21 protein-coding genes and 1 tRNA gene are annotated in these 19,822 nt (G+C 65.6%); 21 read left to right on the top strand and 1 reads right to left on the bottom strand.

The genetic code is table 11. The annotated features are described in order from the left end of the window. Nucleotides 1-33: 33 nt before the first annotated feature. The 8 genes from D5S18_RS09410 (at nucleotide 34) to D5S18_RS09375 (ending at nucleotide 4,894) form a co-directional block, all read left to right on the top strand. Nucleotides 34-1,107: a fused (3R)-hydroxyacyl-ACP dehydratase subunits HadA/HadB gene (locus tag D5S18_RS09410; RefSeq protein WP_120040454.1), complete on the top strand. Its 1,074-nt coding sequence runs from the start codon at nucleotides 34-36 to the stop codon at nucleotides 1,105-1,107. Nucleotides 1,108-1,347: 240 nt separating this feature from the next. Next, nucleotides 1,348-1,420 (top strand) — tRNA-Trp (locus tag D5S18_RS09405). Nucleotides 1,421-1,513: 93 nt separating this feature from the next. Further along, nucleotides 1,514-1,918: a preprotein translocase subunit SecE gene (secE, locus tag D5S18_RS09400; RefSeq protein ID WP_120039439.1), complete on the top strand. Its 405-nt coding sequence runs from the start codon at nucleotides 1,514-1,516 to the stop codon at nucleotides 1,916-1,918. A gap of 115 nt (nucleotides 1,919-2,033) precedes the next feature. Then, nucleotides 2,034-2,876 (top strand): transcription termination/antitermination protein NusG, encoded by an 843-nt coding sequence (nusG, locus tag D5S18_RS09395; RefSeq protein ID WP_203236698.1) that lies wholly within the window; start codon nucleotides 2,034-2,036, stop codon nucleotides 2,874-2,876. A gap of 43 nt (nucleotides 2,877-2,919) precedes the next feature. Beyond that, a complete protein-coding gene (rplK, locus tag D5S18_RS09390; protein WP_120039437.1) occupies nucleotides 2,920-3,354 on the top strand; it encodes a 50S ribosomal protein L11 in 435 nt (144 codons plus the stop codon). Nucleotides 3,355-3,436: 82 nt separating this feature from the next. Continuing rightward, nucleotides 3,437-4,150, top strand: a complete 714-nt coding sequence (gene rplA, locus D5S18_RS09385) for a 50S ribosomal protein L1 (RefSeq protein WP_120039436.1) — start codon at nucleotides 3,437-3,439, stop codon at nucleotides 4,148-4,150. 277 nt (nucleotides 4,151-4,427) lie between these two features. Next, the gene (locus tag D5S18_RS09380; protein ID WP_120039435.1) at nucleotides 4,428-4,637 is read left to right on the top strand and encodes a hypothetical protein; all 210 of its coding nucleotides are present in this window, start codon (nucleotides 4,428-4,430) and stop codon (nucleotides 4,635-4,637) included. Nucleotides 4,638-4,669: 32 nt separating this feature from the next. Further along, entirely contained in the window at nucleotides 4,670-4,894 is a 225-nt protein-coding gene (locus tag D5S18_RS09375) for a type II toxin-antitoxin system HicA family toxin (RefSeq protein WP_120039434.1), read from the top strand. 33 nt (nucleotides 4,895-4,927) lie between these two features. Here the strand turns inward: D5S18_RS09375 and D5S18_RS09370 are convergent, their stop codons facing one another. Further along, entirely contained in the window at nucleotides 4,928-6,532 is a 1,605-nt protein-coding gene (locus D5S18_RS09370; protein WP_120039433.1) for a DHA2 family efflux MFS transporter permease subunit, read from the bottom strand. Nucleotides 6,533-6,965: 433 nt separating this feature from the next. On the opposite strand from D5S18_RS09370, the gene rplJ reads away from it, so the two are divergent. From rplJ to D5S18_RS09305, 13 genes are all read left to right on the top strand, one after another. Beyond that, nucleotides 6,966-7,496, top strand: a complete 531-nt coding sequence (rplJ, locus tag D5S18_RS09365; RefSeq protein ID WP_120039432.1) for a 50S ribosomal protein L10 — start codon at nucleotides 6,966-6,968, stop codon at nucleotides 7,494-7,496. A 48-nt stretch (nucleotides 7,497-7,544) separates the two neighbouring features. After that, nucleotides 7,545-7,919 carry a 50S ribosomal protein L7/L12 gene (gene rplL, locus D5S18_RS09360; protein WP_120039431.1) on the top strand — a complete coding sequence of 125 codons (375 nt, stop codon included), beginning with the start codon at nucleotides 7,545-7,547 and terminating at the stop codon, nucleotides 7,917-7,919. A gap of 252 nt (nucleotides 7,920-8,171) precedes the next feature. Beyond that, nucleotides 8,172-9,236, top strand: a complete 1,065-nt coding sequence (locus D5S18_RS09355) for an ABC transporter ATP-binding protein (RefSeq protein WP_203236671.1) — start codon at nucleotides 8,172-8,174, stop codon at nucleotides 9,234-9,236. A gap of 11 nt (nucleotides 9,237-9,247) precedes the next feature. Continuing rightward, nucleotides 9,248-10,042 (top strand): MlaE family ABC transporter permease, encoded by a 795-nt coding sequence (locus D5S18_RS09350; protein ID WP_120039429.1) that lies wholly within the window; start codon nucleotides 9,248-9,250, stop codon nucleotides 10,040-10,042. Between the two features lie 101 nt (nucleotides 10,043-10,143). Continuing rightward, a complete protein-coding gene (locus D5S18_RS09345) occupies nucleotides 10,144-10,908 on the top strand; it encodes an MlaE family ABC transporter permease (RefSeq protein WP_239003718.1) in 765 nt (254 codons plus the stop codon). Beyond that, a complete protein-coding gene (locus D5S18_RS09340) occupies nucleotides 10,905-12,245 on the top strand; it encodes an MCE family protein (protein ID WP_120039428.1) in 1,341 nt (446 codons plus the stop codon). The genes D5S18_RS09345 and D5S18_RS09340 overlap by 4 nt, the downstream gene beginning before the upstream one ends. Then, complete coding sequence (locus D5S18_RS09335; protein ID WP_203236670.1) at nucleotides 12,242-13,321, top strand: MCE family protein; 1,080 nt, start codon at nucleotides 12,242-12,244, stop codon at nucleotides 13,319-13,321. The genes D5S18_RS09340 and D5S18_RS09335 overlap by 4 nt, the downstream gene beginning before the upstream one ends. Continuing rightward, nucleotides 13,322-14,332 carry an MCE family protein gene (locus tag D5S18_RS09330; protein WP_203236669.1) on the top strand — a complete coding sequence of 337 codons (1,011 nt, stop codon included), beginning with the start codon at nucleotides 13,322-13,324 and terminating at the stop codon, nucleotides 14,330-14,332. Between the two features lies 1 nt (nucleotide 14,333). Then, a complete protein-coding gene (locus tag D5S18_RS09325) occupies nucleotides 14,334-15,599 on the top strand; it encodes an MCE family protein (protein WP_439651097.1) in 1,266 nt (421 codons plus the stop codon). Continuing rightward, a complete protein-coding gene (locus tag D5S18_RS09320; RefSeq protein ID WP_120039427.1) occupies nucleotides 15,600-16,832 on the top strand; it encodes an MCE family protein in 1,233 nt (410 codons plus the stop codon). After that, entirely contained in the window at nucleotides 16,829-18,070 is a 1,242-nt protein-coding gene (locus D5S18_RS09315; RefSeq protein ID WP_120039426.1) for an MCE family protein, read from the top strand. The genes D5S18_RS09320 and D5S18_RS09315 overlap by 4 nt, the downstream gene beginning before the upstream one ends. Before the next feature lie 28 nt (nucleotides 18,071-18,098). Continuing rightward, complete coding sequence (locus D5S18_RS09310; RefSeq protein ID WP_147403912.1) at nucleotides 18,099-18,803, top strand: hypothetical protein; 705 nt, start codon at nucleotides 18,099-18,101, stop codon at nucleotides 18,801-18,803. A 13-nt stretch (nucleotides 18,804-18,816) separates the two neighbouring features. Next, the gene (locus D5S18_RS09305; protein WP_120039424.1) at nucleotides 18,817-19,479 is read left to right on the top strand and encodes a hypothetical protein; all 663 of its coding nucleotides are present in this window, start codon (nucleotides 18,817-18,819) and stop codon (nucleotides 19,477-19,479) included. The last annotated feature ends 343 nt before the right edge of the window (nucleotides 19,480-19,822 follow it).

The following is a 19,822-nucleotide window of genomic DNA, read 5'->3' as shown; positions in this document are numbered from 1 at the left end:
CGAGGCGCATGGGTACAGTTCCCTCCCGTGACAATCAACACCGGTACAGACGAAGCGGTCCATCCGGGCGAAGCCGGGGACTTCGACGCGGCGGCGCACGCGGCGGCCATGGTCGGTCACCACTACCGCGTCGACGACTACTACGAGGTCGGCCGCGAGAAGGTGCGCGAATACGCCCGCGCGGTGCAGGATTACCACCCGGTGCACTGGGATGAGGACATCGCCCAGGAATACGGCTACTCGGGCCTGGTCGCCCCGCTGACCTTCATCTCGCTCGTCGGAATCCTGGCCCAGCGCAAGCTGTTCGAGCAGATCGTCACCGGCTACGACCTGAGCCAGATCATGCAGACCGACCAGATCCTGGAATTCCACCGGCCCATCCGCGTCGGCGACCAGCTCACCTGCGATGTCTACCTGCACTCGTTCCGGCAGGCGTTCGGCGGCGACATCATCGTCACCAAGAACATCGTCACCGCCCAGAACGACGAACTCGTGCTCACCACCTACACCACCCTCGTCGGCCGCAGCGGCGGCGATATCGACCCGAATCTGAACAAGGCCGTGCGCAACGTCCTCATGCACGGCATCGGCCCGGACGAACCCGGACATCAGCCGCGCAGCACCCCGCCGGTGGAGCCGCCGCCCGTCCCGGTCACCGTCGCACCGCAGATCGCGCCCGTCACTCGCGCCCCGCGCTTCGAGGATGTCGCCGAGGGCTTCGAACTGCCCACGCGCGTGGTGCGCCTGACGCGCGGCGATCTGGTCAACTACGCGGGCGTCTCCGGCGACGCCAACCCCATCCACTGGAGCGGTGAGGTCGTCAAGCTGGTCGGCCTGGTCGACGTGGTCGCCCACGGCATGCTCACCATGGGCCTTGGCGGCGGTTTCATCACCTCCTGGATCGGCGATCCCGGTGCGGTGCGCGAATACAACGTCCGCTTCACCAGCCCGGTGTACGTCGGCGTGGACCAGGCGGCCGAGATCGAATACACCGGCAAGATCAAGTCGATGGATCCCGAGACGCGCACCGCCGTGGTGGCCATTGTCGCGAAATCGGGCGGCAAGAAGATCTTCGGCCGCGCGACCGCCACGGTGCAGTTGGCCTGACCTGCGCGGCTGCCCCGGATTGGCGAATGCGGTAGGCGGTACCGTACACTCGGATTTCTGGGGTCACCAGCCGCTGCGCGCTGCTCCTTGGGGCTGGTTCCAGGTATCGACTTCGGTCGATACCGACGGGGCCGGTCACCGCCGGAGCGGCGCGCGTATTGTGTGAAGCCAGTTGTTGGGGCTTTGGCCCGGCTAATTGAATAAGGTGAATGTGGTTGGACAGCATGATCGTTCAACCGAAGGGGCGTAGCTCAATTGGCAGAGCAGCGGTCTCCAAAACCGCAGGTTGCAGGTTCAAGTCCTGTCGCCCCTGCCCTGGAAGCCAGCGACGAGAAAGGATCGACGTGAGCGAGCGAGCACATCGCGCAGCACGCCGCGCCGATGCCGAGCGAAGCGAGGAGCAAGCGTGAGCGACGAGCGGGATCTTCGCCACGGCGCGCATGCGACCGACGAGGGCGACGACACCGCCGCAGCGATTCGCCCGAGCGGCAAGCGGTCCGCTCGGCGGACGCGTTCGTCCTCGGCCGCCGAGACCGGCGCGATCGCCACCCTCGACCGGCCGGAGACCTCCTCGCGCAAGGCGGACAAGACTGCCGGCAAGGCCAAGCGCACCGGAACGGGCAACCCGTTCAAGCGGCTGATCAAATTCCTGCGGGAAGTGATCGCCGAACTGCGCAAGGTGATCTGGCCCAACCGGAAGCAGATGGTCACCTATACGAGCGTTGTTCTGGTGTTCGTGATTTTCATGGTCGCGTACATCAGCGGGTTGGATCTGGCGTTCATCAAGGGTGTCAACTGGCTGTTCGGCTAGGACTTTTCGACGCCGAAGCCGGTGAGCCGATTCGGGGCGGACGTGCGGTTGCCTCCGCAGCGCCCGACCCGGCACGCAGAGGATGTACGTGACGACACAGGAAGCGAGTGCCGCAGTGAGCACCCCGGAGAACGACACAAACGACGAGTTCCCGGTCGATGACGCGGTGGTGGAGCCCACCTCCGCCGATGACGCGACCGAAGACGACGCCGTGGTGGCCGAATCCGCGTCCGCTGCCGAGCCCGCCCCGGTCGAAGCGGATCCGGCCGAAGCGGATCCAACCGAAGAGCAGCCGATCGACCCGGCCGTCGCGGCCACCCCGATCGATGCCGAACCGGCCGACCCGGTAGCCGAGATGAAGGCGGCGCTGCGCCGCGCTCCCGGCGACTGGTATGTCATCCACTCCTACGCCGGCTACGAGAACAAGGTGAAGGCCAACCTCGAGACCCGCGTGCAGAACCTGGACCTCGAGGAGTACATCTTCCAGGTCGAGGTGCCGACCGAAGAGGTCACCGAGATCAAGAACGGGCAGCGCAAGCACGTCAACCGCAAGGTGCTGCCCGGCTACATCCTGGTCCGGATGGAACTCAACGACGAGTCGTGGGGCGCGGTGCGCAACACCCCCGGTGTCACCGGATTCGTCGGCGCGACTTCGCGTCCTTCTCCGCTGTCGCTCGACGATGTGGTGAAGTTCCTGGTGCCCGCCGCGCAGCAGCAGAAGAAGCCCGCGGCCCAGGCCGCCAACGCCGAGGCCGCCACCGATCTGGCCCCCAAGCCGGTCATCGAGGTCGATTTCGAGGTCGGCGAGTCGGTGACCGTGATGGACGGTCCTTTCGCGACGCTGCCCGCCAGCATTTCCGAGGTCAACGCCGAACAGCAGAAACTCAAGGTGCTGGTGTCGATCTTCGGCCGCGAGACCCCGGTGGAGTTGGCCTTCACGCAGGTCGCGAAGATTTAACAGCTTGCAAACCGCAAGGACGACACACACCTAGGAACGAAAGATGCCCCCCAAGAAGAAGAAGCTCGCCGGGATCATCAAGCTTCAGATCCAGGCCGGTCAGGCGAATCCGGCCCCGCCCGTGGGTCCGGCGCTCGGTCAGCACGGCGTCAACATCATGGAGTTCTGCAAGGCGTACAACGCGGCGACCGAGTCGCAGCGCGGTAACGTCATCCCGGTCGAGATCTCGGTGTACGAGGACCGGTCCTTCGACTTCAAGTTGAAGACCCCGCCCGCCGCTCGGCTGCTGCTCAAGGCCGCCGGTGTGCAGAAGGGTTCGGCCGAGCCGCACCGCACCAAGGTCGCCAAGGTGACCATGGACCAGGTCCGTGAGATCGCCAAGACCAAGATGGAAGATCTGAACGCCAACGATCTCGATCAGGCGGCCAAGATCATCGCGGGCACCGCCCGGTCGATGGGTATCACCGTCGAGGCCTGAGGCGCGTCCCGCACCACCAGGTGGGAGGGTCGGCCAGACCCGTGAACCACTTCTGAACCAAGTACTTTAAGGACAGACAATCATGGCAAAGCGAAGCAAGGCGTATCTCGCCGCGGCCGAGAAGGTCGATCGCACGAAGCTCTACTCCCCGCTGGCCGCCACCCGGCTGGCCAAGGAGACCGCCACCACCAAGACCGATGCGACCGTCGAGGTCGCGGTGCGGCTCGGTGTGGATCCCCGCAAGGCCGACCAGATGGTCCGCGGCACCGTCAACCTGCCGCACGGCACCGGTAAGACTGCCCGCGTCATCGTGTTCGCGGCCGGTGAGAAGGCCGCCGAGGCCGAGGCCGCCGGTGCGGACGCCGTCGGCGCGGAGGATCTGATCGAGCGGATCCAGGGCGGCTGGCTGGACTTCGACGCCGCGATCGCCACCCCCGACCAGATGGCCAAGGTCGGCCGTATCGCGCGTGTCCTCGGCCCGCGCGGTCTGATGCCGAACCCGAAGACGGGCACCGTCACCACCGATGTGACCAAGGCCGTCAACGACATCAAGGGCGGCAAGATCAACTTCCGCGTCGACAAGCAGGCCAACCTGCACTTCGTGATCGGCAAGGCGTCCTTCGACGACGCCAAGCTGGTGGAGAACTACGGCGCCGCGCTGGACGAGATCCTGCGTGTCAAGCCCTCCACCGCCAAGGGCCGCTACGTCAAGAAGGTGACGGTTTCCACGAACACCGGACCGGGCATCCCGGTGGACCCGAACCGCACCCGCAACCTCCTCGAAGAGGACGCGTAAGCGCGAATCACACCGCGAGGGCGGGAACGCATCATGCGTTCCCGCCCTCGCGGCATTTCACCGTCGGCCATCCCCGGCTCGGACATAGTGACGGGAGGGATATGAACAGTCAGGCGGAAGTGCCCGATCTTCTGGCTCTGGCAGGAAGCGTCTCGATTCCGCAGGTGGTCAGGGGTCGTAACTGGAATGAGATTCGCAATGCCGCATGGGTCGCGCGATGGCGGGAGTTCGCCGGCGTCAGTAGGGCAGGGTGCGAACCACCGGTAGAGTTGATCCCATGAGCCGCGTAGTTCACGTTCCTTACAGCTTGGAGCGGGATGAAGATGGAGTGTGGTGCGCTGCCGCCACGCTTCGTCCCGGCGTCGCGGCATTCGGTGAGGGCGATAGCCAAGAGGCGGCGCTCGCGGATCTTCGCGCGGGGCTGATCGCGCTGTTGGATGTCGTTGGGCCGCCACCCGAAATCACTGTGACCCTCGAAGTCGCCTGATCACTCGAACTTATAAGCATCAAGGGGAGTCGATGCCGCCTGTGCCTTCTGTGCCCGCTACCAAGGTGATTCGGGCCCTACAGAAGGTTGGCTGGTCGCTTGTTCGAGTTAGTGGAAGTCACCACATCGTGGGTCATTCCGATGGCCGCGTAGTTTCGGTGCCGGTGCATGGATCCAAGGACATGGCAAAGGGCACCCTGCGCGGAATCCTGACAACGATCGGAATGACCGTGGACGAGTTCGTCAAACTGCTCTGAGCAGAGTGTTTATGCCGCTGACGTCGAGTTCGGCTACGAGCCTGCGGGTTTGCGCCGGCCGAGGAGGATGGATTCGGTTTCGGGGGGACCCCAGGGGAGGAAGATCGCTACGGCTGCCGCGCAGACGAGGACTGCCGCGGCGGCGACCAAGGAGGCGGTGTGGGAGCCGTGCAGGGCGGCGGATTTCATTGCGGTGATGAGGGTTTCGCGCTGTGACTCCAGGAAGGCGGGGAGGGGTCGGGTGCGCATTTCCAGGACGCCGAGGGGGCTGGATTTGACGAAACCCTTTTCCCGTTCGGTCATGAGGGTGGCCGGGATGGCGTCGACTTTCGGGGCGATGGTGGTGGTGTAGTAGGAGGCGACGATGGAGCCGAGGACCGCGACGCCGAGGGTGCCGCCGATCTCGCGGGTGGTGTCATTGACGGCGCTGCCCGCGCCCGCCTCGTCCAAAGGCAATGCGCCCATGATGGATTCGGTGGCCGGACCCTGCACGATCGCGATACCGAGCGCCATCGACACCATGGAGGGCAGCACGTCGGTGAGGTATGGGCTCGCTACCGTCACTTGACCGCCGAGATAGAAGCCGAGCCCCATGACGAGCAGGCCGACCACGATGACGGGCGTGGCGCCGAATCGGTGGGCGAGCAGTGTGGCGATCGGCGCGCCGAGCCCCACCGCGAAGGCGAAGGGCAGCGAGGCGATACCGAATTCGAGCGGCGTGTACTCGCGCACACCCTGGAAGTACTGGGTGATCAGGAACAGGAAGCCGAACATGGAGAAGTAGCCGATCGCGATGGCAAGCGCGGGCAGCGAGAAGCGTCGATCGCGGAACAGCCGCATATCGAGAACCGGTGCGGCCGTGCGTAATTCCCAGATGACGAAGGCGGCGAGCAATACCATCCCGAGCAACCCGGCGCCGAGGATGACCAGCGATCCCCACCCGTAGCGCGGGCCTTCGATAATGGCCCACACCACCAGCGTGATACCGGCGATGGACAGCGCGATGCCGGGCAGATCGAGCCGACCCACCTGTGCCGCACGCGATTGCGGCACCCACAGCAGCGCCGCCAATACGGCCGCGGCGGCCACCGGCACATTGATCCAGAAGACCGAACCCCAGGAGAAGTGTTCGAGCAGCCAGCCGCCGGAGATCGGCCCGATGGCGATGGCGAAACCCGCCATGGCGGTCCACGCGGCGATGGCCAGTGCCCGTTCGCGGCGTTCGGTGAAGATATTGATGATCAGCGCGAGGGTGGCCGGGAAGACGGCGGCGGCGAAGACGCCCATGGCGGCGCGCGCGGCGATGACCGCGCCCATGGATTGGGCCAGTGCGCCTGCCATCGACATGATGCCGACGCCTGTGAGTCCGATGATCATCACCAGCCGTCGCCCGTAGCGGTCGCCGAGATTGCCGAAGGCCAGCAGCAGGCCCGCGAAGGTGAGGGTGTAGGCGTCGACGACCCATTGCAGGCCGCTGACGCCGGTGGCCAGCTGCACTCCGAGGGAGGGCAGCGCCACATTGACGATGGTGTTGTCCAGGACGACGAGCAGTTCGGCCAGGCACAGCACGGCCAGGGCGAGGTATCGCCGGGATCGTCGTTCCAGCAGCGCCGGTGGCTCGACTAGGGAGGTTGCCATGCTTCGCAAGTGAAGCAGTAAATGTCACCGCCAGTAACACTTTCTTTCCGCGACTTCAGCCACAGTCGATGGTGAAATGTGAGCTGCCTCATGGTGATTCCGGCGTCGAATGAGACCCGTTTTGGCAGAGGGTGAAGGGGCGGGGTACGCTGTGCGTCAGTTGTCGTTTTGACGACTACCCAATCCGTTCTACCGAAGACCGTTGGTCGCCGTTCCCGTGAGGGTGCGGTCGAAGGTCCGGCGACATTGCCGGCGGCCCACGCAGGCAGGACCGTGGCTGGGATTCGAGACGGGTTCGTCCCGCATCGTTTCTTGTGCGCCCCGGAACGCTTGCGTCCGGGGCGTTTGTTTTGTCGCCGGATCCTCGGAAGGCCCTGGAGATCGACGGTCGGTAGTTGGAATACGAACCCGATCACCAGAGAGGAGGCGAAGCATGGCAAAAGCTGAGAAGGTCACCGCGGTCGCGGAGATCGTCGAGCAGTTCAAGAGCTCCACGGCCACCGTGGTCACCGAATATCGCGGTCTGTCGGTCGGCAAGATGACCGAACTGCGTCGCGCGCTCGGTGCCGACGCCACGTACTCCGTCGCCAAGAACACCCTGGTCAAGCGCGCCGCCGCCGAGGCGGGCGTGGAGGGTCTGGACGACCTGTTCGTCGGACCGACCGCGATCAGCTTCATCACCGGCGAGCCGGTGCTGGCCGCGAAGGCGATCAAGGCCTTCGCGAAGGACAACAAGGCCCTCATCATCAAGGGCGGCTACATGGACGGCGCCGCGCTGTCCGTGGCCGAGGTCGAGCGCATCGCCGACCTGGAAACCCGTGAGGTCCTGCTGGCCAAGCTGGCCGGTGCCCTGAAGGGCAATCTGGCCAAGGCCGCCGGTCTGTTCGCCGCTCCCGCATCGCAGGTGGCCCGCCTGGCCGCCGCGCTCGAGGAGAAGAAGCGGACCGAGGGCGGCGCCGAGTAATTCTCGGCCCGCATCCCATAGACACCCACTACCGAAAGGAACACAACAATGGCCAACGTTGAAGAACTGCTCGAGACCTTCGGCAACATGACCCTGCTGGAGCTGTCGGACTTCGTCAAGAAGTTCGAGGAGAAGTTCGAGGTCACCGCCGCCGCTCCGGTCGCCGTCGCCGCCGTCGGCGCCGCGCCGGTCGAGGCCGTCGAGGAGCAGGACGAGTTCGACGTCATCCTCGAGGGTGCGGGCGAGAAGAAGATCCAGGTCATCAAGGTGGTCCGCGAGATCGTCTCCGGCCTGGGCCTGAAGGAAGCCAAGGACCTGGTCGAGGGCGCCCCGAAGGCGATCCTGGAGAAGGTTGCCAAGGATGCCGCCGAGGCCGCCAAGGCGAAGCTGGAAGAGGCGGGCGCGAAGGTCTCCGTCAAGTAATTCGCCGCGCGCGTATTACGACTCGCCGAGCGGGCGGTTCCCTTTGGGGAGCCGCCCGCTCGTTTTTGTCTCGACACCACACCGAATCCCTATTAGCACCTCCGATTCGTGGTTACTCTTCAGTCAAGTTGGGGGTGTGCCGCCTCGAGTGCATGGGTTACAGTGACCGCACCCACTGTGATGTGCTACACCGCCGACCCGGCCGCGCGGTCTGCCCCGGTGGTCGGCTCGCTGAGAAATGTGGAGGTTGGCGTGGGCGTCGAAGTCAGGACCGAGGGTGTCACCAAATCCTTCGGATCCCAGCGCATTTGGCAGGACGTCTCGCTGACCCTGCCCGCCGGGGAGGTGAGCGCGCTGCTCGGCCCCTCCGGCACCGGTAAATCCGTCTTCCTCAAATCGCTGATCGGGCTGTTGCGCCCGGAGCGCGGTTCGATCTTCATCGACGGCACCGACATCACCACCTGCACCAATAAGCAGCTCTACGAGATTCGCAAGCTGTTCGGTGTGCTTTTCCAGGACGGCGCGCTGTTCGGCTCGATGAATCTGTTCGACAATGTGGCCTTCCCGCTGCGCGAGCACACCAAGAAGACCGAAGCCGAGATCAAGCAGATCGTCATGGAGAAGTTGGAGCTCACGGGTCTGCTCGGCGCGGAAGGCAAACTGCCCGGCGAGATCTCGGGCGGTATGCGCAAGCGCGCCGGACTGGCCCGCGCGCTGGTGCTCGACCCGCAGATCATCCTGGTCGACGAGCCCGACTCCGGCCTGGATCCGGTGCGCACCTCGTATCTGAGCCAGTTGCTCATCGATATCAACGCCCAGATCGACGCCACCATCCTCATCGTCACGCACAACATCAATCTGGCCCGCACCGTGCCGGACAATATCGGCATGCTGTTCCGGCGGCAGTTGGTGATGTTCGGCCCGCGCGAGGTGCTGCTCACCTCGGAGGAACCGGTGGTCAAGCAGTTCCTCAACGGTCGGATGCAGGGTCCGATCGGGATGAGCGAGGAGAAGGACGAGGCCACCATGGCCCGCGAGCAGGCCATGTTCGACGCGGGTCATCATCACGGCGGCGCGGAGGAGGTCGAGGGCATCATTCCGCAGATGCGCGCGACTCCCGGAATGCCGGTCCGGCAGGGCGTGATTCGGCGCAAGGAGCGGGTCCGCGAGATCATGCACACGCTGCCGCCCGCCGCGCAGGCGGCGATTCGCGATTCACTCGACAGCAATGACGACACGCAGGTAATCGCCTATAACGGCGGTGACCTCGCGGGATATCCCGGTGGTAGCACGCAAAACAACCCGACTAGCCGGTAACATCTGCGATCGTGGATTCGACCCTGGCCCGACTCCTGACACCGCTCGAGTCGGGATTTGCCCAGGCCGGCAATATCTTTGCGCTCTTCATCGACGTGGTGCGCAAGATCTTTCGCCGGCCGTTCCAGTTGCGCGAGTTCATCGAGCAGTCGTGGTTCATCGCGAGTGTCTCGATCCTGCCCAGCGCCCTGGTCGCCATCCCGTTCGGCGCGGTCGTCGCACTGCAGACCGGTTCGCTGGTCAAACAGCTCGGCGCGGAATCGTTCACCGGCGCGACGAGTGTGCTTGCCACCGTGCAGCAGGCCGCACCGGTGGTGACGGCGCTGATCATCGCGGGCGCGGCCGGCTCGGCGGTCGCCGCCGACCTCGGCTCGCGCACCATTCGCGAGGAGATCGACGCCATGGAGGTGCTCGGCGTTGATCCGATCCAGAAGCTGGTGGTGCCGCGCGTCCTCGGGATGACGCTGGTGGCGCTGCTGCTCAACGGCCTGGTGTCGGTGGTCGGCATCGCGGGCGGCTATTTCTTCAATGTGCTGCTGCAGGGCGGGACGCCGGGCGCGTACCTGGCCTCGTTCTCGGCGCTGGCGCAATTGCCCGACCTGTGGATCGGTGAGATCAAGGCGTTGGTCTTCGGGGTCATCGCCGGTGTGATCGCCGCGTACAAGGGGCTGCATCCCAAAGGCGGACCGAAAGGCGTGGGTGACGCGGTGAACCAATCCGTGGTGATCACGTTCCTGGTGCTGTTCTTCGTCAATCTCGTTCTCACCCTGGTGTATTTGCAGGTCGTCCCGGCTAAAGGTGCATAGTGGCAACCACATACCGAAACCCGGTGCTCGCCAAGACGACCCGCCGGGCAGCCGAAATCGTGCGCGCGCCGCTGAAAGTGGTGGATCGGGCGGGCGAGCAGATGGCGTTCTACTCGCGGGCCATCGCCTGGATTCCGCGCACCGCCGTGCACTATCGCAAGGAGGTCATGCGGCTGTTGGCCGAGGTGACCTTCGGCTCCGGCGCGCTGGCGGTGATCGGCGGCACCATCGGCGTGATCGTGGTGATGTCGGGTTCGGTCGGCGTGGTGGTCGGTCTGCAGGGCTTCAAAGCGCTTGACGCGCTGGGCACCTCGGTTTTCACCGGCTTCCTGACCGCCTACATCAACACCCGCGAGATCGCGCCCCTTGTCGCGGCGCTCGCGCTTTCGGCGACAGTGGGGTGCGGGTTCACCGCGCAACTCGGGGCGATGCGGATTTCGGAGGAGATCGACGCGCTCGAGGTGATGGCGGTGCCGGGCATCCCATTCCTGGTCACCAGCCGGGTGATCGCCGGATTCGTCGCGGTCATCCCGCTCTACGTCGTCGGTCTGCTTGGCACCTACCTGGCCTCGCGGCAGATCAGCGTGTGGTTCAACGGGCAGTCGAGCGGATCCTACGACCACTACTTCAGCCTGTTCCTGCCACCGGAGGATGTGCTCTATTCCTTCCTCAAGGTGCTGATCTTCGCGTTCGTGATCATCCTGGTGCACTGCTACTACGGATTCCACGCGACCGGCGGTCCTGCGGGGGTCGGTGTGGCGGTGGGTCGGGCGGTGCGCGCGGCGATCGTGCTGGTCAACGTGCTGGATTTCTTTCTCAGCCTGGCCATTTGGGGCACCACGACGACGGTGCGGGTGGCCGGGTGAGCGGGGTGCAGGCCTGGCGCGCGACCGAGAAGCTGCGCGTGCGGCTGCTCGGGATCGTGTTCTTCGTGGTGGTGGCGGTCTTCATCTGGTCGACGATCGCCATCTACAACAAGGATTTCGTGCGGACCGTCCGGGTGGACGTGATCACCGATACGGTCGGCAACGCGCTGACCCGCAATGCCGAGGTGAAGGCGCGCGGCGTCTCGGTCGGGGAGGTGCGTTCGAGCGAGACCGCGGCAGGCCGGGTGACGCTGCATCTCGCGATCGATCCGGCCAAGGCGCAACAGATTCCGGCGAACACCACCGCCCGGTTGCTGCCCAAGACGCTATTCGGCGAGCGGTATGTGGATCTGGTCATTCCGGACGCGCCGAATGGCAAACTGGTCGACGGTGTCACCCTGCAACAGGACAGGAGCGGCAATTCCATCGAATTGAGCAAGCTCTTCGACGATTTGCTGCCGGTATTGCAGGCGATTCCGCCGCAGGATCTGGCCGAGACGCTCGGTTCGCTGGCGCAGGCCCTCGCGGGGCAGGGGCTCACCCTCGGCGAGAGTGTGGACAAATTGGACACCATCTTTCGCGAATTGAATGGCGTGATGCCGGACATCCAGCAGGATCTGCGCAGCTTCGCCAAGGTGGCGGCCACCTATTCGGATGCGTTGCCGCAGTTGATCGAGGCACTGGACAATCTGCGCACCACCAATGCCACCATCGTGCAGCGGCGCACCGATATCGACGCGCTCTACACGGTGCTCACCCCCGCCTCGGCCACGACGGCCGATTTCCTGACGGCCAACCGCGACAATATCGTCGATCTGGCGGCCGATTCGCGGCCGCTGCTCGAGCAGTTGGCCTACTATTCGCCGAGTTATGCCTGTGCCCTGGCCAATTTCGCGCAGATGAAGCCGCGCATCGACGCCATTTTCGGCAAGGGCACCGATCGTCCCGGATCCAGGGTGAGCATTCTGCTGACCAATACTCGCGGCAAATACCTGCCCAATCAGGACGAGCCGCGCTGGCTCGATACCAGGGGGCCGTGGTGTGTGCCGGAGACACCGGGCACCGATCCGGGGCAGTACGCGGGCGGCGCCAACAATGACGGCGCTTACGCGGTGCCCTCCCGCAATCCCGGCGATCTGGAGACGGGCAAACTCGCGCCCGCGCAGTTCAGCGCCTACCCCGCCGCGGCGCCGACCTCGGTGGGCTCCCCGCTCGAGCAGCACACGCTCGGCGTCATCTACGGTGCGGCGCAAGGGGTTCCGGCGGACGACGTGCCGTCCTGGATCACCCGGATCGGCGCGCCCGCCCTGCGCGGCAGCGAGGTGAGCGTGCGATGAGACAGCTACTGCGCGGCATGGGCGGGCCGCTGACCAAACTCGCCATATTCCTGGTGGTCACCGTGGTGGCGACGGTATTCCTCGGGCTGTCCATCGCCAACTACAGTGGCGGCGGCACCGCGTTCAAGGCCCGCTTCAGCGATGTCACCTCGCTCAATCCGGGCGACGAGGTGCGGGTGGCAGGCGTGCGAGTCGGCAAGGTCACCGCGGTGCGGATCGTGGATCGGCGGCAGGCGGAGGTGGCCTTCGAGATCACCGACCGCGACTGGCTGCCCGCCTCCACCATCGCCACCATCAAATACCGCAACCTGGTCGGTCAGCGGTATATCGCGCTGGAGCAGGGCGCGGGCGCACAGGGGCGAAAGTTGAACGGCGGCGCGACGATTCCGCTGGCGCAGACCCGTCCCGCACTCAATCTGACCACGCTGTTCAACGGGTTCCGGCCGCTGTTCCGCACCCTCACCGCCGACGATGTGAACAAGCTTTCCTACGAGATCGTGCAGGTCTTCCAGGGGGAGCAGGGCACCATTCACGACCTGGTGACCACCACGGCGAATCTGACCAACCGGATCGCCGACAAGGACGCCGTCATCGGTCAATTGGTGAAAAACCTGACCACCGTGCTGGATACGGTGAACAAGCGCGACGATCAGTTCGACCAGTTGATCGTCAATACCGAGGCGCTGGTCAGCGGTTTGGCTGCCGAGCGCGATACGGTGGGCCGCTCGGTGAGCTCCCTGGGCAACCTGGCCTCGGCCACCGCCGACCTGCTGGTGCCGGTGCGTCCGACGCTGCAGGGGTCCATCGCGGGTTTGAATCAGCTCACCGGCACCCTGAACGATCGCAGCGACGAGGTGAACGAGGCGCTGAGGAATCTGCCGCTGAAGATGGAAAGGCTCGGGCGCGCGGCCAGTTACGGGTCGTGGTTCCAGTTCTATCTGTGCGGTATCGACGTCGTCGTCGGGCCGGGCGCGGTCGCGGCGCCGCAGCTCAACCTGCCCGCCGACCTGCCGACGGTCAATCAGCCGGTTTACACCAACCCCGCGCCGCGTTGCAGTGGTAAGGGAGGTCACTGAATGGACGACCGGATACTGCTGGGGCGGCGCAGCCCCGCCTTCATGGGTGTTCTCGGACTCGGCGTGGTGCTGCTGGTGACGGTGTCGACCTTCTTCCTGGATCGGCTGCCGATCATCGGGGCAGGCACCAAGTACATCGCGGAATTCTCCGAGGCGGCCGGGCTGAAGAAGGGCAACGAGGTGCGCATCGCCGGTGTGAAGGTGGGTGCGGTCTCGGAGGTGAAGCTGGCGGGTGATCGGGTTCGGGTGGAATTCCGCACCCAGGATGCCTGGATCGGCAATGAGACCACGGCCTCCATCCAGATCAAGACCCTGCTCGGGCAGAAGTATCTGGCACTGGATCCGAAGGGGTCCAAACCTGCCGATCCGAGTGCGCCGATTCCGCTGTCGCGCACGGTTTCCCCATACGACGTGATCGACGCCTTCAGCGATGCCGCCCAGAATATCGACCAGATCAATACGGCCCAGTTGGCCGACAGCATGCGGGTGCTGTCGGAGGCGTTCGAGACCACGCCGCCGGAGATCCGCAACTCCATCGATGGCGTGGCCCGGTTGTCGGAGACGCTGGCCAAGCGCGACGAGGAGTTGAAGAAGCTGTTCGCCGCCACCCGCGGGGTCACCGGGGTGCTCGCCGATCGCAGCGCGCAGTTCGAGAAGCTGCTCGGTTCGGGCGGTCAGTTGTTGACCGAGCTGAACTTTCGGCAGCAGTCCATCGCGCAGTTGCTTTCGGGCGCGAAGACCGTCGCCGCCGAGCTGTCCGCGCTGGTGCACGACAACGAGCAGCAGATCGGCCCGGCGCTGAAGAATTTGCAGACATCCATCGAGATGTTGAATGCCAACCAGCAGAACATCTCCAAGACGCTCGAATTGGCCGGGCCGTTCTACGGGCTGTACGCCAATGTGCTCGGCACCGGCCGCTGGTTCGACGCGGTGATCGTCAATCTGATCCCGCCCGCACTGCCCGAGGTGCCCGGCGACCGGCCGCCGGTGCGCACTGTGGGAGGTAACTGAGGTGGCGAACTGGCGCAAGGATCCCCTTGGCGCGCTGCGTAATTCGGGACGCGGCGCGAAGACGGCCATCGCGCTGGTGCTGGTGGCCGCGTTGGTCGCGGTCGGGGTGCTGTGGTGGATGTTCGACCGACTCACCACGACGACGATCACCGCGTATTTCGATCGCTCCGTGGGCATCTACCAGGGTTCGGATGTGCGCATCCTGGGTGTGCCGGTGGGCAAGGTGGATTCGGTCGATCCGGTGGGCGATCAGGTGAAGGTCGTCATGAGCGTGGACCGCTCCTACGATGTGCCCGCCGATGCGCGCGCCGCCCAGATCACCCCGTCGATCGTCTCCGATCGGTATATCCAGCTCACGCCGGTGTACAAGGGTGGACCGAAAATGGCTCGCACGGCGACCATTCCGCGCGATCGCACCGCGACGCCGGTCGAGGTGGACCGGTTGTACAAGAGCATCACCGAACTGTCCGACGCGCTCGGACCCAATGGCGCGAACTCCCGAGGCGCGGTGAATCAGTTGCTGCGCACCTCGGCGGCGAACCTGTCCGGCAACGGGGAGGCGCTGGCCAATAGCCTGACCCAATTGTCACGTGCGGCAAAGTATTTCGCCGACGCGCGGGGCGATATCTTCGATACCGTCAAGAATCTGCAGAAGTTCGTCACCATGCTGGCCGACAACGATCAGCAGGTGCGGACCTTCAATACCCAGTTGGCCGATCTGTCGAGCTTCCTGGCCTCGGAGCGTCAGGATCTGGGCGAGGCGCTGCGGCTGCTGTCGGTGGCGCTCGGCGATGTCGCGCGATTCGTCGACGACAATCGGGATCGCCTGCACGGCAATGCCGACGCGCTCACCGCGCTCACCAAGACGCTGGCCGATCAGCGCGATCAGTTGGCCGCGGCGCTGCCGGTAGTGCCGCTGGCGCTGAGCAATCTGATCAATGTCCACAACGGCGAATCCGGAACCCTCGATATGCGGGCCAATTTCACCGATCTGCAGGATCCGTTCGGCGTGGTGTGCCGAATGCTCGACCTGAGCAAGTTGCGGCCCGGCGATCCGAAGTTCGAGGCCATCGGCAGGCAGATGCGACCGATTCTGGATCACTGCAAGGAGATCACCGACCAGATCACCGCCGGAGTGAAGACGCCGACGCTGATCCTACCGTTCGGGTTGCTCAGCGGTGAGAACGAGCAGCGCGCTCCGGTGCCGGGCACGGTGGGGGGCACGCCATCGGATCAGTTGCCGCCGTCCCAGGGGGGTGGTCGATAGATGCTGTGTCGCAAGGGAATTCGACGCGCTTCGGCGGGCGCTACGGCACTGGCCACGGCCGGGTTGCTGTTGACGGGCTGCGCCGCGGACGGCATCTACAGCGTGCCGCTGCCCGGTGGCGCGGATGTGGGCGCGCACCCGATGCACCTCGACATCCAATTCGACGACGTGCTCGATCTGGTGCCGCAGTCCGCGGTCAAGGTGGATGGCGTTCCGGTCGGGCGCGTGGAGACGATCGGCCTGGCGGGCAACGGCTGGACGGCCAGCGTGCGCGCGCTGGTCAACTCCTCGGTCGATCTGCCCGCCAATGCGCGTGCCGAGGTCAAACAGACGAATCTGCTGGGGGAGAAGTTCATCGAACTCGTCCGGCCGACCGAGGAACCCGAAGCGAAGAAGCTCGGCGACGGCGCGACCATCCCGGTGAGCCGCACCAGACATGCCACCGAGATCGAACAGATACTCGGCGCACTGTCGCTGCTGCTCAATGGCGGCGGCGTGGCCAATCTGACGCCGATCGTCACCGAGTTGAACAAGACGCTCGGCGGTCGCGAGACCAGGGTGCGCTCACTGCTGGAGCAGACCGAACAGTTGGTGACCGGCCTCAACAAGCAGGTCGACGACATCACCACCGCCCTCGACGGTCTCAACACCCTGGGCGGGCGGGTGGCGGCCCAGAACGATCAGATCGGCAAGATCCTCGACGAACTGCCCAAGGGCATAAAGATTCTCGACGAGCAGCGCCCGCAGTTCATCGGGCTGCTGCGCCAGTTGGACCGGGTCGGGCAGGCGGGTTTCGACATCCTCGAGACCGCCAAGACCGACCTGATCCGCGACCTCACCTCGCTGCGCCCAACCCTGCAGGAATTGGGTAGGGCCGCACCGGATCTGGTGACGGCCTTCCCGCTGATCCCCACCTACCCGTTCCCGGATTCGGCGCTGGAGAGCACCTTCGGCGGCGCGGTGAACACCTGGCTCTCGGTGGATCTGCAGATCGGGGTGACGCTCAGCAATCTCGGTGTGGGCAAACCGGATCCGGTCTATATTCCGCCGACCGGTCCCGAGGTGCCGGTGAATCCGTCCAATCCGTACTACAACGGCAATGGTCCGCGACCCGGCTGGCCGACGGTCTCGCTGCTGCCGCTGCCACCGAATATGGCGGTGGCCCCGGCGGCGGGGCTGCCGCGTGATCCGCTCGGCCGGATTCTGGAGCAGTTGGGGGTGGCCCCGCGATGAGCCGTCTCGTTCGCTGGCAGTTGGTGGCCTTCGTGATCATCGCGGTGGTCGGCGTCGTCTTCGTCGGCGCGCGCTATATCCGGCTGGAGCAGATGTTCGGCTTCGGCCAGTATCGGGTCCAGGTGGCTTCGGATCGGACCGGCGGCATATACAAGGGCGCGGAGGTCACCTATCGCGGAGTTCCGGTCGGTCGGGTCAGCGATGTCGAACTCACCTCCGATGGCGTGCTCATCGATCTCGCCGTCAATTCGGACGCACCGAGGATCCCGAATACGGCCAAGGCCGTGGTGGCCAACCGATCCGCCGTCGGCGAGCAGTACCTGGACCTGCAACCGGATACCGACAACGGCCCGTACCTGCGCGAGGGGTCGGTGATCCACGGCGCGACCACGCCGGTGCCGGTGCAGACACTGGTGCAGAGTGTGGACACCTTCACCAGCACCGTCGACCTCAACGCGCTCAACACCACGGTCACCGAACTGGGCAAGGCGATGGACGGCAAGGGCGACGATCTGAAGATCCTCGTCGACTCGCTCAACAAGTTCACCGCCACCTTCAACGACACCTTGCCGCAGACGATTCGGTTGATCCGTGACGGCAGGGTCGCCCTGGGCGCCCAGGCCGACCAGTCGGACGCGATCCGCCGCTTCAGCGACGGACTCGACCAGCTCACCGCGCAACTGCGCGCCAACGATCCGGATATTCGCAGGCTCATCGGCACCGGCAAGGACGCGGGCGCGCAGGTGCAGGCGCTGCTGAAGGAGAGCGGTGGCGCACTGACCGAGGATCTGACCAATCTGCGTCAGCTCATGCTGGCCATCTCCCCGAAGTTCTACGCGGTCCGACCGCTGCTGCAGATGTTGCCGCAGTTGTCGGTCGGCGCGTCCGCGACGGCCCCCGGCGACAACACCAGTCATTTCGGCCTGGTGTTGGAAACCAACAACCCGCCCGCGTGTACGGTCGGCTACGAGGGCACCCAGCGGATCCTGGCCGAGATGAAGGCGCGCGATCCGAATTTCGACGACACCCGCGACGATTTCCCGTTCAACAAGGACGCGAAGTGCACCGTGCCGTTCGGCAATCCCACGGCGGTGCGCGGCGGCGCACGGGCCGAGTTGGCCGATCCCAGTATCGTCCAGCCGTGGGATTCGGTGCCGAAGACAGATCCGGAGAAGCTGAACCTGAGCCCGATCGCCATCCAGTTGGCCACCCTCATGGGAGTCACACCGAAGCGGTGACCAGGCCCGACCACGTTAGGTGTCTCGCGTGAGCATCGATATGACCAAGACCGCCGAGGCGCCGCCGGACCCGGTGCCTGCGGCGGCGCGCCCGTTCGACGCGCGTCGCGTCGCGACGATCGTCGTCGGGGTCGCGCTCGTGCTCGCACTGGCGGCCGCCTGCTGGTTCGGTATCGGTTGGGCGCGCGCGGCCTTCTTCACCGACGGTCCGCGCGCCGCCGCGCGCGAGGCCGCGCTGGACGGCGCCCGGCAGACCGCGCTGAATATGACCACCACCAACCTCGCCGATGTACCGGGCACCACCGCCACGCAGCGCTCGTCCATGGCGGGTGCGCTGCTGGATTCGGCGACCAAGAATCAGCCGAGGATCGAGGCCGAGATGGTCTCGGCCGCGGTGAACACGACCTCGAAGGTGGTCGGCTCGGCGCTGACCGAACTGGACAGTGAGCTGGACCGCGCCGCGGCGCTGGTAGTGCTGCGGGTCACCGAGACCAGGAAGGACCAGCCGCCCGCCAGTTACCGCTACACCTGGAGCTTGAACATGGTGAAGGTCGGCGATATCTGGAAGGCCGAGCAGGTGGCCTCGCTCGAGAATCCGGTGCCCCTCGGCGCGGACGCGGCTCCGGCCAGTCCGGCGGCGCCGCCCGCGAACCAGGGAACACCGCCCGCGAATCAAGCGCCGCAGCCCGCTGTTCCGGGGAACCCGCCCGCCGCGCCCAAGCCCGGTTCGTAGGAGGACCCAACCGATGACTGCACGCCGACCGGTCAACCGGGTCACCTCCAAGCGCAGGCCCGCCGAGACAACCCAGCGCCGCCCTGTCCGCGTCGCCGGACGCGAGCCACGCGCCGCGCGGAAATCCGCCCCCGCCCCCGCCCCCGCCCCCACCTCGCGCCCCGGCAACCCCTGGTTCCGCGTCGCCATCATGTCGGGGGCCGCGATCGTGCTCGCCGGTTTCGCGACCGCGGCCGCCTTCCGGCCGGGTGTGGACGCCGCCAATCACGCCTTCCTGGACAGCGCGTCCACCCAGGAGGTCAAGGCCGCCGCCGAGCATGCCCTGACCACCATCTACTCGACCGACGCCAAGAATCTCGACGCCTACCGGGCCGGGCTGCACGAGGTGCTCACCGGCGCCATGCTGGCCGAATTCGACAAGTACGCCGACACCACCTTCACCGCGCTCGCGCAGGCGAAGGTGGTCGCCGCCGCCAAACCGGGTCCGACCGGGGTCACGATGCTCACCGACGACCATGCCGAACTGCTGGTCAACCTGGTGGTGAGCGCGACGAAGGACGGTCAGTCCCAGCCGAGCGCCACCGGACCGATCTTGGTGCGCATGCAGAAGGTCGGTGGCCACTGGTTGGCCGCCGAGATCCCGGATCGACCGGTGGTGCGGCCGCCAACGCCGTGATGTTTCGGGGTGATCTTCCAGCGGGACAGTCGATCTCGGGTGTGGCGGCGTCTGACTCGGTCGACCGTCCGCCACTTGACGAGTTTCCTCGGACACGTCACGCTATTCACAACAGCGGCAACTGTCACAGTGGCTTCAAGCGGCTCGAGTCATCGCGCAGCCAGCGAATTCGACCTCGGCGCGCCCGCCACGTGAGAGGCCGCACGGGTGGTATGTTGACACTCCCGTATGTACGGGTGTAAGTTTGGACGTTGCGCTGGCTGCCTCCTGTCCATACCTCGATTTGCACACGTAAGTTCACCCTTCCGGTGTTACTTCCGCTGCTTGCTGCTTCGGGTTCATG

Origin of the sequence: Nocardia panacis, from assembly GCF_003598715.1 — a bacterium.
In the GTDB taxonomy this organism is placed as follows: Bacteria; Actinomycetota; Actinomycetes; order Mycobacteriales; family Mycobacteriaceae; genus Nocardia; species Nocardia panacis.
Note: the sequence above shows the minus strand (reverse complement) of the source record. Positions and strands in the feature narration are given on the sequence as shown.

Excerpts from the sequence above, each read along its gene's own strand:
- rplK (WP_120039437.1), top strand. The coding sequence starts at position 2,920 with ATGCCCCCCAAGAAGAAGAAGCTCGCCGGGATCATCAAGCTTCAGATC.
- rplA (WP_120039436.1), top strand. The coding sequence starts at position 3,437 with ATGGCAAAGCGAAGCAAGGCGTATCTCGCCGCGGCCGAGAAGGTCGAT.
- D5S18_RS09380 (WP_120039435.1), top strand. The coding sequence starts at position 4,428 with ATGAGCCGCGTAGTTCACGTTCCTTACAGCTTGGAGCGGGATGAAGAT.
- D5S18_RS09375 (WP_120039434.1), top strand. The coding sequence starts at position 4,670 with ATGCCGCCTGTGCCTTCTGTGCCCGCTACCAAGGTGATTCGGGCCCTA.
- D5S18_RS09370 (WP_120039433.1), bottom strand. The coding sequence starts at position 6,532 with ATGGCAACCTCCCTAGTCGAGCCACCGGCGCTGCTGGAACGACGATCC.
- rplJ (WP_120039432.1), top strand. The coding sequence starts at position 6,966 with ATGGCAAAAGCTGAGAAGGTCACCGCGGTCGCGGAGATCGTCGAGCAG.
- rplL (WP_120039431.1), top strand. The coding sequence starts at position 7,545 with ATGGCCAACGTTGAAGAACTGCTCGAGACCTTCGGCAACATGACCCTG.
- D5S18_RS09345 (WP_239003718.1), top strand. The coding sequence starts at position 10,144 with ATGGCGTTCTACTCGCGGGCCATCGCCTGGATTCCGCGCACCGCCGTG.
- D5S18_RS09335 (WP_203236670.1), top strand. The coding sequence starts at position 12,242 with ATGAGACAGCTACTGCGCGGCATGGGCGGGCCGCTGACCAAACTCGCC.
- D5S18_RS09330 (WP_203236669.1), top strand. The coding sequence starts at position 13,322 with ATGGACGACCGGATACTGCTGGGGCGGCGCAGCCCCGCCTTCATGGGT.
- D5S18_RS09320 (WP_120039427.1), top strand. The coding sequence starts at position 15,600 with ATGCTGTGTCGCAAGGGAATTCGACGCGCTTCGGCGGGCGCTACGGCA.
- D5S18_RS09315 (WP_120039426.1), top strand. The coding sequence starts at position 16,829 with ATGAGCCGTCTCGTTCGCTGGCAGTTGGTGGCCTTCGTGATCATCGCG.
- D5S18_RS09305 (WP_120039424.1), top strand. The coding sequence starts at position 18,817 with ATGACTGCACGCCGACCGGTCAACCGGGTCACCTCCAAGCGCAGGCCC.